Origin of the sequence: Sphingobium sp. CR2-8 (genome assembly GCF_035818615.1) — a bacterium.
Classification (GTDB): Bacteria; Pseudomonadota; Alphaproteobacteria; order Sphingomonadales; family Sphingomonadaceae; genus Sphingobium.
Window position 1 is genome coordinate 2,489,824 of the sequence record NZ_JAYKZY010000002.1, and the last position, 13,076, is coordinate 2,502,899.

Here is a 13,076-nt window from a genome sequence, read left to right on the forward strand (position 1 = left end):
GCAACTTTTCGGCAACAAAGCTGCAATGGCGGCAATGAGGCCAATCAAGTCATTGAAATAAAAGAAAAGGGACACGGATATCCCGCGCCCCTTCATCCTGTGGAACTGTCCAACTCGCTGTCGCGTCAGCCGCAACTTGGCGCCGGTTCCGTTCGATGGCGCACGGTCGGCCGCGCGGCCTTAGGTGCCAGAACCTCCCATTCCTGCACGGCGAGGGCCGCATGGCCCTTGTCGTCGCCCGAGGCATTCAGCACCGCGCGCAGGCAACGGGTGCGAACAGGCGGAAAGCGGACGGTCTGAAACCCGCCCGGCTGCGTGCCATAGGTGCCGACACCGGGCACCGGCTTCCATCCCTGATGCCAATATTCCAGGTGCCACGCCGCCGGCGGCGCGACGCCGACGCCCGATCCGGCTGGCTGGTCGTTCCAGAACCACAGGCGAGATCCGTCGATCGTCACATCCGTGTCCCAGCGATATTCGATCCACTGGGTCGCAGGATTGTTCGGCGACCAGCTGCCCCACATGTCCGGTGGCAGCGGCGCGGCCTTGGTGATGCCGTCATTCAGCGCCTTGATCCAATATTGCACCGGCACCGGATCGTTGGACGCCGTTGCCGACGCCGCCCGCGCGATATTGCGGGTGGGCGCCAAAGGCGGTTGCGGACGCAGGGTCGGCACCACCGTTCTGATACGCGCCGGCGTCACGCTGTCGTCCCATTCCAGTCGGTCGATCGCGACGCTGCGGCGGAAATGCCCGCCCCCTTTCGCATCGGCGGTATGATAGGCCAGATACCATTGCCCCTTATACTCGACCGCGCCCGCATGGGATGTGGTCGAGGATACGGGCTTCAGCGCGACCCCGCGATAGGTCCATGGTCCCATCGGCGAGGATGCCGTGCCATAGGCGATGCAGGCATGATAGACCGCCTGCGTGCAGTCCGAGGTCGGCCCCGCCTTGTTCCCCGCATAGAGCATATAATAGACGCCCCTGCGCTTCATGATCCAGGGCGCCTCGAAGAAGCCGGTCAGTCCTTCGATGGGATGCTCGCCCGACTTGGGCGTCACCATGTCGCGTTCCAGCTCCATGCCGCGCAATTGCCCGAACGTGCCCCAATAGAGATAGACCCGCCCATCATTGTCAATCAGGATGGTGGGGTCGATATTCTGGATGTCGTTCTTCACCGGCACCCGTTGCGAGATGATCGGCCCTGCCGGATGGGCGTCGCGCCATGGCCCGGTCGGGCGGTCCGCCACCGCCACGCCGATGGCGAAGCGATCCTTGGCGTCGCTGTCCTTCTCCAGCACCGGCGCGTAGAAATAGTAACGCTTGTCCGGTCCCTGCACGATCTGCCCGGCATAGGCGCGCGCCTCTTCTGCCCAGGCGAAGATATTTTCCGGCCGCGCCATGTTGGGATAATGGGTCCATTGGCCCGACTTGGGATCGTCGGTCCGCAGCAACTGCCATTCGCCCATGATGAAATCATTGACGTCGGGCGGCGCCTGGTCGCGGCCCGCCAATATCCATAGCGCCCCGTCCGCGACAAAGGGCGCTGGATCGGTCGAGTAATAGTCGCCATCGGCCAGGATCGGATTGCCCGGCACGCTAATCGCGCGCGGCTCCTCCGCAGCGGCGGGCGCGACCAAGGCGACCAGCGCGAGGCTCGCGAGCAGCCTATTCCTCATCGGGATATGGCCCCTTGCCGCCGTCCGCGATCAACTGGTCGACGCGCTGGTCGATCACCGGCAACGGCACTGCGCCGATTTCCAGCACCGCATCGTGGAAGGCGCGGATGTTGAACTTCGGCCCCAGGGCCTTCTCGGCCTTCTTGCGCGCATCAACGAAGGCCAACTCACCCATATAGTAGGATAGAGCCTGCCCCGGCCAGGCGATGTACCGATCCACCTCCGTCTCGATCTCATGATCGGACAGAGCGGTGTTGTCATGCAGATAATCCTGCGCCTGCTTGCGGGTCCAGCTCATCGCATGGATGCCGGTGTCCACCACCAGCCGCGACGCGCGCCATGCCTGATAACTCAGCATGCCGAAGCGATCATAGGGCGTTTCATACATGCCCATATCCTCGCCCAGCGCCTCGCAATAGAGCGCCCAACCCTCGCCATAGGCGGACAGATAGGTGTCGCGGCGATAGGCCGGTAGCGCCTTGTTCTCTGCCGCCAGCGGCATCTGCATCGCATGGCCCGGCGCGCTTTCGTGCAGGGTCAGCGCGACCTGCGAATAAAATGGGCGCGAGGGGAGGTCATAAGTATTGACCAGATAGATGCCCGGCCCGCCGCGCCCACCGGTATAGAAGGGCGCGATATCGTCCGGCACCGGCTTGATCGCGAAGCGCATCCGCGGCATCCGCCCGAAATATTGCGATGCCTTGCCATCGAACGTCTTGGCGATCCATGCGGCGCGGTTGAGCAATTCCTGGGGCGTCTTGGGATAGAAACGCGGGTCGGTGCGCAGGAAGGTGAGGAAGGCGGGCAGGTCGCCCTTGAAATCGACCTGCTTCATGACTTCGCCCATCTGGCTGCGGATACGCGCCATTTCGCTTAGGCCGATCTTGTGGATCTCGTCCGGACTCTTGTCGAGCGTCACGAACTCGCGGATCTTGGACTGATAATAGGCCTTGCCGTCGGGCAGCTTGTAGGCGGCCAGATCCTTGCGCGCACCGGGAATATACTCCTGCCGCAGGAAGGTCAGCAACGTCTGATGACCAGGAATGACGGCCTGCGTAATGGCGGCCTGCGCCTCGGTGCGAAGCTGCGCCTGCACGTCGACGGGGATGGTCGGGGGCAGTGTCTTGAACGGCGCGTAGAAGGGGTTGTCCTCCACCCTCTTCGCCTTGGCCACCTGCTCGACGCCGATGTCGCGGCCCTGCAGCGTGATCTGCGACGGAGTGAAGCCACGCTTCAAGCCAGCGCGCATGTTCGCGATCTGCTGGTCATAATAGCGCGGAATGTCGCGCAGCATCGCGATATAGCGCCGCGCGGCCGCCTCATCGCGCAGCGGATCGCGCGCCCACCCGGCCAGATCGCCCCAGAAGCTGGTGTCGGCGTTCAGCGGCTTCTCAAACTCGCGATAGCGCTGTTCGGCGAGCAGCGCGTCGATCTGCCCCTTGTAGACGGCGAAGTTCACCTGCTGCGCGGACGACAGTTGATCGACCCTGATCGCGGCCAGTTGCTTGTCCACCTGTTCCCAGCGCGCCAGCCGGGCGGCCTGCGCCTTGGGACCAACATCGGGCAGCATCAGCGCCTGATCCTTGGGACCATCCTCGCTGGGACCGAATTGCTTCTGCCGCCAGCCATATTCGGAGGTGGAGATCGCCTCGAACGCCTGATCGGCGGTTTGGGCCACAGGTTGCGCACCGCTGGACGCCGCAGTCAGGGTGATGAAGGCCGCCCCGGCGAGCAGCCAGTTCCGGCCGCCAAAGATGGTCACGCCATGTCCCCTTCCAATAATGCCAAAATATCCCGGTGGAGTTGCGCCGGGATGCGCACGCCGTCCGCGTCAGATTGCGCCCGCGCGATATAGCGTCGCGCGCCGGGCAGTCGTGCGCCCTGCCCCGTGATCGTATCGAACATCGCTTCGGCCCGGCGCAGATGATCCTCGACACTGGCGCCCAGGAAACCGGCGGGATCGACCGCGATCACCAATTCGCCGCCGATCGGCGATCCCATGCGTCCTTCATCGGCCGCCATCAATTCCGCGCTGGTCATGTCGCCGATCAGCGGCCCGGCGATCAGTTCGACCATCGCGGCCAGCGCCGATCCCTTATGCCCGCCAAATGTCCGCATCGCGCCGTCCAGCACCGCCTTGGGATCGATCGAGGGATGTCCCTCGGCATCATAGCCCCATTCGGGCGGGATGGTCTTGCCCGCGCGGCGGTGCAGTTCGATCTCACCGCGCGCGACGGCGCTGGTGGCAAAGTCGAATATGAAGGGATGCCCGCCCGGACGCGGCCAGCCGAAGGCGATGGGGTTGGTGCCAAACACGGGCTTCGTCCCACCCTCCGGCGCGACCCAGGCATGGCTGGGAGTGAACGCCAGCCCCACCAGCCCCGCATCGGTCAGCGCCTCGACCTCCGGCCAGAGCGCAGCGAAATGCACCACATTGTTGAGCGCCAAGGCGGCAATGCCATAGGCGCGCGCCTTCTCGATCAGCAGCGGCAGGCCGCGCTCGAACGGCAGTTGCGCGAAACCGCCCTTGCCATCAACCCGGACCAGCGCCGCAGCGGGTTCGCTCACCACCGGCACGGCGTCCGGCACGACCACGCCCCGCGCGATCGAATTGACGGCCACCAGCAGGCGATAGAGTCCGTGCGAAGCGCAGCCATCGCGCTCGCCTGCCACCATCGTGCGGGCGACGGCGGCGGCGTGATCGGTCGCCAGACCGCGGCTCTTCAGCACCTGGCGGGCCAGCGCATCGGCTTCCGCAAGGCTCAACGCAACGCTATCGCTCATGCAGTCGTCGCCGGCTTGGCCGTGAACAGCCGCACGCCGAACACCGGGCCGGCCGAACTGCGGTCATGCGGCACGAAGCGAACCTTGACGCTGGACTTGCCCTTGGTCAGCGCTTCGGGGATCGGATAATCGACGTCCATGAACTTGCCCGGCTTGTCATTGTCCAAACTCTGCGTGGCCAGCTTCACATTATCGATCATGATGTCGAAACTGCGCTTGCGCTCTCCGCCCCAATAAGTCGCCTGCAACAGCAACGGGCCTGGCTTCACCTTCATGGCGAATTCGAAATAGCCGCCCGACCGTGCATCCCGGCCGTTGCGCCCGCGATAGGAAGCGGGATAGCTGAGTTCCGACGTCAGCGCATGATCTCGCTCTGGCTGCATCTCGCCCAGATGCATGATGTCGATCGACCGGGCAGCCAGATCCTTCTGCCGCGCCTGTTCGGCGAGGAAGGCGGCTTCCTCGGTCTTCCACGCACCTTCGGAAAAACGCTTGAAATAGACCGCGCTGCGCCGATCATATTGGCTGTAGAACGGCACGAAGGAAAGGTTGGCCGGACGGATGATGTTCTGCGTCCGGTAACGCGGACGTTCCGATATGATCGGCGCAAAAGCGGTAAGCGGGTTTTCCCCCACCATGGCCGGCTCGACCCCGGTCCAGTCCATTTCGGACGGGCCAAGGTCAGCCGCCATCACCATCGGCCCGCGCACGACCGCCACGACGTCCGGCGCACCGGGCGCGGATTCGAGGCGCAGGTCGAGCGGCAGCGAAAGCGATACCACATCGCCCTTCTTCCATCGGCGCGTGACGACCGCATAGCCATTGGCGGGCTGCACCGACACCGGCGCGCCGTTGACGCTGAGGCCAAAGCGACCATTCGTCCAGCCCGGAATACGCAGGGCGAGAGCGAACTGGCCCTGCTTCACGGCATCGATGGTCAGCTTGATGTCGGGCTTGAAGGGATATTCGGTGTCGAGCGTCAGGCCGACGCCCTTCGCCTTCCACTGAGCTTGCGAGGGAATGTAGAGATTGACGAACAACATGTCGTCACCCTCCCAATAGATGGAATCCCCATGTTTGGCATGGCTTTCCATGCCGGAACCGACGCAGCACCAGAAGGCGTCCTCGTCCGGCTGCGAATAGCCGCGCGGCGCGCCACTCATCATCGGCGTCATATAGGTGAAGCCCGCATTGGCGGGATTTTGCGCCGACATGACATGGTTGAGGTGCGCGCGCTCATAATAATCGAACAAGGCGCCGTCGGGCTGCCAGCCATACAGATGCCGCGTAAGCTTCAGCATATTATAGCTGTTGCAATGTTCGCAGGTGGACTCGGTCAGGTGGAGCGCGACCGTATCGGGTTCGAAGAAATATTCGCGATCTGCATTGCCGCCGATGACATAGCTATGATGTTGCGTCACCCGGTCGAAAAAGAAGCGCGCGGCGCGGCCCGGATCGTCTTTGCCGGTCAGTTCATGGATGCGCGCCAGGCCGATCAGCTTGGGTACCTGCGTATTGGCGTGGAAATTGGCGAGCTTGTCTTCGCCAGCCACCAGCGGATCGAGGACCTTGCGGTCATAGATGCGCTCCGCCACCGCCAGCCAGCGCGCGTCGCCCGTTCGGGCGTAGAGTTCGGCATAGCTGTCGTTCAGACCACCATATTCGCAGCCCAGCAATTCCTGCATCTGCGCGTCGTTCAGCGCGGCGAACACGGTTTCGAAATAGCCAGCCAGGCCAATCACGACCGTCAACGCCTTCGCATTGCCCCAGGCGCCATGGACGTCGAGCAGACCAGCGAAATATTTGTGGACGGTGTAGAGCGGCGACCAGCTGCCATTGAGATCGAAACCGCCCGACTTGATCTGACCCTTCATCACTTCGGGGAAAATCTGTTCGCCATCGACGATCTGGCCGTCCTTGGTCTTGCGGCCCAGCGCGCCGATATAACCATCCTTGCGCTGCGCCTGGCACAGCGCCAGTTCGTCGACGATATAATCGGCCCGGCGGCGGCATTCCGCATTGCCCGTCTGCTGCCAGCCCAGCACCAGCGCGGTGATATAGTGGCCGAGCGTATGACCGGCGATCGTGTCGGATTCCCAGCCGCCGTAAATCGGCGCTTTAGGCTCCAGCCCCGCATATTTGCGGAAATTATGCAGGAAACGGTCGGGACTGAGCGACAGGAGATAGGCGATATTGACCTCAACCGCCGTCGCATAATCGGACGGCAGCAGGCGCACATCGGTCAGCGGCAGCGGCTTGGCCCGCAACGGAATACGGGGCGCGATCGCGGCCAGTCCCTTGAACGGGACGGCGCAGACGGCAAGGGCAGCAACCCCCGCCAGCCACTCGCGACGATTGGCTCTCATAGCAAAACACTCCTACCGAATATCGTATACTATATGATAGAGCGCGGGGTGGTGCTGTCAATCCCTATTGTCCAACCATGGGATGCCGATGACCGCTCCTTATCGGCGCAGGGCCACATGCATGTCGGCCAGCGCGAGTTCGATCAGAATGCGCATCGCCTTTTGCGCCTGGCGCGGATTTTGTGCGGCGATTTCGCGATACAGGGCGCGATGTTCCGGCATGGGATCACGCGGCGCGTCCTGCACCCGCTGCTTGGCCGCCGTCGTCCAGGCGATGGCCGACATGATCGAACTGGACAGGGAGAAGAGCAGTTCGTTCTGCGCGGCCTCCATCAGCAGGCCATGGAAGCGCTGGTCAGCCGCCCGCCCCTTCTCCGTCGCCAGCGTGTAGCGCTCCATCGCGTCCAGCGCATTGGCCATGTCGATCAGTTGGCCATCGCTGCGCCGGGTCGCGGCCATCTCCGCCGCCTGCGGCTCCACCATCATGCGTAGTTCGAAGAGGTCGCGTAGAAATTGTTCGCTCGGCTCCGACTGGATCTGCCATGCGAGCACATCGGGATCGAGCATGCTCCACTGGCGCCGCTCATTGACTTTCGTGCCGGCCTTGGGGCGGCTGCTGACCAGCCCCTTGGCGGTCAATATGCGAAAGGCTTCGCGCAGGACGGATCGCGATACGCCCAATGTCTCGGCATGTTCGACCTCCGCTGCAAAGACATGGCCGACGGGCAGCGCACCACCGATGATATGCGTCGCCAGCCGATGCGCCACCATATGATGCAGCCGGCCGGTGATGAGCGGCGCACCGATCGCGCCGTCCTGAACATTTCGCCGGTCGTCCATGCCTGCATCCAATCCCGTCACTATGCACCAACGCTACACGCATAAATGGGCAAGGAAAAGACCGATCTTATATCGTATAATCTTATTGACGATGGGCTCCGTTACGGTCATGACGGCGGCCTCTCTCCTGGAATGATAGGCAGCGCGCAGCCGTGCACATGGTCCGTTTCCCCATATCGAAAAGCATCAGTCTGCTGGCATTGGCCTGCACCATCGGGGCCTGCGCCACCGGCATGCCGACAACCGCGCTGGCGCGCTCGACCAATATTGCCGCCGCCCTGCCGGATATTGGCGCACGCTACGCCCTGTCGGACAAGTTTAACGGCCAGAATCTCACCGACCTCATCGACAATGCCGACGTGGCGCCACGCTTTGTGGGTGAAGGCAAGGGCCTGCTCTATCGCACCGGCAACCGGCTGAACCAAAGCTATGCCTATATCGACCTTGCCACGCTGGCGAAGGCGCAGGTGGCGACGACCGGGCAACTTCTCGCTGCGTTGAGCGCCGCCACGGGCAAGCCGGTCGATGTCGACGCGGCCAAGATCGCCGATGTCGATTATGATCCCGCGACCAAGGCCCTGCGTTTCGCCGCGCTCGACGGTCGCTGGACTCTCGCCGCAAACGGCAAGGCGGAGCGCGTCGCCGAAGAGAAAAAGAACGATCTCTCCCTCCCCTCGCCCGACGGCCGTTTTCGCATCGTGGCGCGCAATTTCAATCTGATCGCGGTTGACGCTAAGAACGGCAAGGAAGTCGCGCTGACCACCGACGGCACACGCGAGCAACCCTATGGCCGCTCCATCCCGCAACTGGCCGACATCCTGCGCGCCGGCACCGAAGAGCCGGACATGCCCGTGTCCGGCGCATGGTCGCCCGACGGCCGCTATCTGCTGAGCTGGCGGCTCGACACGCGCGACGTGAAGAAGCTGTCCATCACCCAGCAAAACCCGCCGGGCGAATTCTATCCGCGCAGCTTCTCCTATGTCTATCCGCTCGCCGGCGCGGAAAAGCTGCCGCAGGCGACCCGCTTCGTCATCGACATCGAACAGGCGATGAAGGCGGGCAAGGCGAAGATCGTGCCGCTCGCGATTCCCTCGGAATCCATCCTCTACCCCTCGCCGCCCGACATGGGCTGGGTGAACGGCAAGCCGCGCATCCTGTGGACCGAACGGGGCTACAAGCAGCAGGCCGTCTATCAGGCCGATCCCGACACCGGCGCCGCGCATATCGTCGCGCATGAGGCGGTCAAACCGCTCGTCACCGTCACTTCCAGCATGATCATGCCCGCGCCGGATCTGGGCGGAGAACTCTCCATTTCCGAACGATCCGGCTGGGCGCAGCTCTATCTCGTCACCCCCGATGCGCCCGATGGCGGGAAACCGCTCACTCGGGGCGAATGGGAAGTCCTGTCGGTCGACCATGTCGCTGGGGACAAGGCATCGCTGATCGTTACCGGCGTGGGCCGCGAAAAGGCGCGCAATCCCTATTGGCGCGCGCTCTATCGCGTGTCGACAGCCGGCGGCGATCCGACCGAACTGACCCCCGAACCGCTCGATCATGACGCGACCCTGTCCGACGATGGCAAATGGATCGTCGATCAGATGTCCAGCCCGACCAGCCCCACCCGCGCCGTGCTGCGCGACGGGCAGACCGGCAAGATCGTCCTCGACCTCGCCACCGCCGACGACAGCCGCCTGCGCGCGGTCGGCTACACCGCGCCCGAACCCTTTCAGGGCATCGCGGCGGACGGCCATACCCCCATCTATGGCATGATCTTCCGCCCGGCCAATTTCGATGCGAAGCGCCGCTACCCCATCATCGACAATGTCTATACCGGCCCGACCACGACCGACGTGCCCGCCACCTGGAACGACGCGCATCGCGTGTCTGGCAATGCCGTGGCGCAGATCGGCGCGATCGTGGTGATGATCGACGGCACCGGCACATCCCGCCGGGGACAAGCCTTCCGCCTGCCCGCTTATCAGAATCTGGGCGAGGTCGGCCTGGACGATCATATCGCGCTCATCCGGCAGATGGCCGCCAAATATCCCTATATGGACGCCACCCGGGTCGGCGTGTTCGGTGGATCGGCCGGCGGTTATGACACAGCGCGCTTTGTGCTGCGTCGCCCGAATTTCTTCACGGTCGGCGTCGCCTCGTCCGGCAATCACGACCTGCGGCTCGACAAGACATGGTGGCCCGAAGTGTCGATGGGCAATCCCGACGAAGCCACATGGGAGCGCAACAGCAACATGTCGGTCGCGGGCAATCTGATGGGCAAGTTGCTGCTGATCCATGGCGATATAGACGACAATGTGCCGGTGACGGAAAGCTTCCGGCTCGCCAAGGCGTTGATGGATGCCGGGCGCGACGTCGATCTGGTTATCCTGCCCAACACTACGCACCGGGTTTACCAGCCCTTCTTCTGGAAGAAGCTGCGCGACTATTTCACGCTCAACCTGCTGGGCGAAACACCGCCTGCCCTCGCGGCTCAGCAAGCCGCCCGCACCGCCGCCGCGCAATGACGAGGATGACTATGACCCAGAAGCTTCCCCTGATCGCCCTGCTGTTGGCGTCGGTGCCCGCGATGATCCCGGCTCAGGCCGCCTTCGCCGAGGCACCGCCCGCCAAGAAGGTGTTTCCGCCGATCTCTAAGACGGCGTTCAAAACAACGACCTTCGACTTGGCGCTGCGCACCGATACGCAGACGCTGGCGCACCTGTCGCCCACCGGCGACGCCACGTTCGATTTCGTCCCGGCGAGCCGTGAAGCGGAACGCGCAGCCGACGGCTATGTCCATATCGGCGACATCCACATCCGCCTGAAGAGCGGCGATGGCGCATGGCAGGACTTTTCCTCCGCCCATGTCCGCAAACCGATCGTGAAGCTGGTCGCGCGCGGCGATATACTGGCCGCCGCCGACATCACCGCATCGATGGGCGCGGGCATCCCGCTGCGTGTCGAACGCCAATGGGTCAATGACAATGGCGTCCTCGCCCTGCGCTTCACCCTGATAAACAGCAGCAACGCCCCGGTCGAGATCGGCGCGCTCGGCATGCCGATGGTGTTCGACAATATCATCCTAGACCGCGATCTGGATCAGGCGCATGCGCAGGCCAGCTTCGTCGATCCCTATATCGGTCGCGACGCCGGCTATCTTCAGGTGACGCGCCTCAACGGTCAGGGTCCGGCGCTGCTGGTCCTGCCCGAGAGGAACACGCCGCTGGAAGCCTATCGTCCGGTCCTCGAAGCCCGCGCCGCACCCAAGGACGATATCTTCACCGACCGCAGCCCGCGCACGCAGGTGTCCGAAGGCTTTTACGACTGGACCGTCGCCAGCAAGGGCTTCGTCGAAAAGGAATGGGCCAAGGCTGGGCCGCAATGGAATGAGGCCACCAGCATCACCCTGGCGCCGGGCCAGAGCCGCACCATCGGCCTGCGCTTCGTCACGTCACCCAGCATCCGCGCGATCGAGGACACGCTGGTCGCCAACAAACGCCCCGTCGCGGTCGGCATCCCCGGCTATGTCGTTCCCACCGACCAGTCGGCCAGCCTGTTCCTCAAATCCCCAAGCCCCGTCGCGAAGATCGAAAGCTTTCCCGTCGGCGCCCTCACCGCCACGCCGGTCGAAAGCAGCGGCGGCTCGGCACGCTATGATGTGAAGGCGTCGGGCTGGGGTCAGGCGCGCCTGACCGTCACCTATGCCGACGGGCAGGCCCAGACCGTCAGCTATTATATCACCAAGCCGCTGGAGCAGGTGATGGCCGATATCGGCCATTTCACTACGACGAACCAATGGTTCGAGGGCAAGGACGACCCCTTCCACCGATCGCCCGCCATCCTCTCCTATGACCGGGAAGAGAATAAGATTCTGACGCAGGACGGCCGCGTCTGGGTGTCGGGGATGAGCGACGAGGGCGGCGCGGGCAGCTGGGTCGCCGCCGCGATCAAGCAGCTCGACAATCCCGATGGGCAAGAAGTCGCCAAGCTGGAGCGGTTGGTCAACGAAACGGTGATCGGCCATCTCCAGGTCGCGGAAGGCGCGCAGGCCGGCGCGGTCAAGAAGAGCCTCTTCTATTACGATCCGAAAGAGTTTCCGGACTATTACGACCCCGCGATCAATTGGAAGAGCTGGACCGCCTGGTCGAAGAAGGATTCGGACGATCTCGGCCGTTCTTACAATTATCCCCATGTCGCGATCGGTCATTGGGTGCTCTATCGCCTCGCGCGCGACAGTCAGGGCCTGGTGAAGCAGCATGACTGGCGCTTCTATCTCGACTGGGCCTATCGCACCTCGGTCGCGATGATGCGCGACGCGCCCTATTATGCCCAGTTCGGCCAGATGGAAGGCGACGTCTTCCTGGACATATTGAAAGATCTGAAGCGCGAAGGCCTGACCGCGCAGGCCACCGAAATGGAAAAGCTGATGAAGGGCCGCGCCGATCACTGGCGCACGCTCAAATATCCCTTCGGCAGCGAAATGGCGTGGGATTCGACGGGGCAGCCCGAAGTCTATGCCTGGATGCGCTATTTCGGCTATCAACCGCAGGCCGATGTAACCAAGGAGGTGATCCTTGGCTATGATCCGACCATCCCAAGCTGGGGCTATAATGGCAATGCCCGCCGCTATTGGGATTTCCTTTATGGCGGTAAGGTGTCGCGGATCGAGCGGCAGATTCATCATTATGGATCGGCGCTGAACGCCGTGCCCTTGTTCGACGCCTATCGCCAGAACCCGGACGACCTGCACCTGTTGCGCGTCGCCTATGGCGGCATGATGGGCGGCATCACCAATATCGACCAGCAGGGCTTCGGGTCTGCCGCCTTCCATAGCTGGCCCGACATGATGAAGTGGGACGCCATCAGTGGCGACTATGGCATGGGCTTTTACGGCCATGCGATCGCGTCCGCGACCTATGCGGTGAAGGACAAGGATCTGGGCTGGCTGGGCTTTGGCGGCAAGGTCACGAACAGCGGTGCGGCCATCCATATCGTGCCGCAGGATGGCGCGCGCCGCCGCCTGTTCATAGCGCCTGCGGGCCTGTGGATCACGCTGGAGGCAGGCCGCATCGCCAGCGCCGATTATGACGGCGCATCGGGTCAGGTCGTGCTGACGCTCGACCCCGCCGACGCCGCGACGGCCAAGGCGCGGCTGCTGTTCGAAACCACGACCAAGGACGGCAAGCCCTATGCGCTGGGCGGCGCAACGGCGGACCGGGGCGGCTATGTCATCCCGCTCGCCAGCAGCGCTACCCGCGTTACGCTGACGCCGCGCTGATGATGCTGCGCCGCGCCCTCCTCGCTTCGGCCCTAGGTCTGACGATGGGGAGCGCGGCGCTGACTGCCATGCCCCGGTCGGCTGTGGATCGCTGTCCTATTGCCGGCAAGACTGGTACATCCACGCACA

Annotated in this window: 7 protein-coding genes; 2 read left to right on the forward strand and 5 right to left on the reverse strand. The window is 63.6% G+C overall.

The features are described from left to right. Nucleotides 1-125 precede the first annotated feature (125 nt). The 5 genes from U5A82_RS16045 to U5A82_RS16065 all read right to left on the reverse strand — a co-directional run bounded on the left by U5A82_RS16045 (nucleotide 126) and on the right by U5A82_RS16065 (nucleotide 7,672). Nucleotides 126-1,682 carry a family 43 glycosylhydrolase gene (locus U5A82_RS16045; RefSeq protein WP_326291833.1) on the reverse strand — a complete coding sequence of 519 codons (1,557 nt, stop codon included), beginning with the start codon at nucleotides 1,680-1,682 and terminating at the stop codon, nucleotides 126-128. Further along, complete coding sequence (locus U5A82_RS16050; RefSeq protein ID WP_326291834.1) at nucleotides 1,672-3,444, reverse strand: DUF885 domain-containing protein; 1,773 nt, start codon at nucleotides 3,442-3,444, stop codon at nucleotides 1,672-1,674. Before U5A82_RS16050 ends, U5A82_RS16045 begins: the two co-directional genes overlap by 11 nt. Continuing rightward, nucleotides 3,441-4,466: an Ldh family oxidoreductase gene (locus U5A82_RS16055; RefSeq protein ID WP_326291835.1), complete on the reverse strand. Its 1,026-nt coding sequence runs from the start codon at nucleotides 4,464-4,466 to the stop codon at nucleotides 3,441-3,443. Before U5A82_RS16055 ends, U5A82_RS16050 begins: the two co-directional genes overlap by 4 nt. Next, the gene (locus tag U5A82_RS16060) at nucleotides 4,463-6,832 is read right to left on the reverse strand and encodes a glycoside hydrolase family 127 protein (protein ID WP_326291836.1); all 2,370 of its coding nucleotides are present in this window, start codon (nucleotides 6,830-6,832) and stop codon (nucleotides 4,463-4,465) included. Before U5A82_RS16060 ends, U5A82_RS16055 begins: the two co-directional genes overlap by 4 nt. Before the next feature lie 99 nt (nucleotides 6,833-6,931). Next, nucleotides 6,932-7,672 (reverse strand): FadR/GntR family transcriptional regulator, encoded by a 741-nt coding sequence (locus U5A82_RS16065; RefSeq protein WP_326291837.1) that lies wholly within the window; start codon nucleotides 7,670-7,672, stop codon nucleotides 6,932-6,934. 158 nt (nucleotides 7,673-7,830) lie between these two features. On the opposite strand from U5A82_RS16065, the gene U5A82_RS16070 reads away from it, so the two are divergent. Together U5A82_RS16070 and U5A82_RS16075 are read left to right on the forward strand one after the other, a co-directional pair. Beyond that, nucleotides 7,831-10,194, forward strand: a complete 2,364-nt coding sequence (locus U5A82_RS16070) for a S9 family peptidase (RefSeq protein ID WP_326291838.1) — start codon at nucleotides 7,831-7,833, stop codon at nucleotides 10,192-10,194. 11 nt (nucleotides 10,195-10,205) lie between these two features. Beyond that, the gene (locus tag U5A82_RS16075) at nucleotides 10,206-12,947 is read left to right on the forward strand and encodes a DUF5695 domain-containing protein (protein WP_326291839.1); all 2,742 of its coding nucleotides are present in this window, start codon (nucleotides 10,206-10,208) and stop codon (nucleotides 12,945-12,947) included. Nucleotides 12,948-13,076: the final 129 nt, after the last annotated feature.

What these genes read in the sequence shown, in the direction of transcription:
- U5A82_RS16045 (WP_326291833.1), bottom strand. Translation starts at nt 1,682, where the DNA reads ATGAGGAATAGGCTGCTCGCGAGCCTCGCGCTGGTCGCCTTGGTCGCG.
- U5A82_RS16055 (WP_326291835.1), bottom strand. Translation starts at nt 4,466, where the DNA reads ATGAGCGATAGCGTTGCGTTGAGCCTTGCGGAAGCCGATGCGCTGGCC.
- U5A82_RS16060 (WP_326291836.1), bottom strand. Translation starts at nt 6,832, where the DNA reads ATGAGAGCCAATCGTCGCGAGTGGCTGGCGGGGGTTGCTGCCCTTGCC.
- U5A82_RS16065 (WP_326291837.1), bottom strand. Translation starts at nt 7,672, where the DNA reads ATGGACGACCGGCGAAATGTTCAGGACGGCGCGATCGGTGCGCCGCTC.
- U5A82_RS16070 (WP_326291838.1), top strand. Translation starts at nt 7,831, where the DNA reads ATGGTCCGTTTCCCCATATCGAAAAGCATCAGTCTGCTGGCATTGGCC.
- U5A82_RS16075 (WP_326291839.1), top strand. Translation starts at nt 10,206, where the DNA reads ATGACCCAGAAGCTTCCCCTGATCGCCCTGCTGTTGGCGTCGGTGCCC.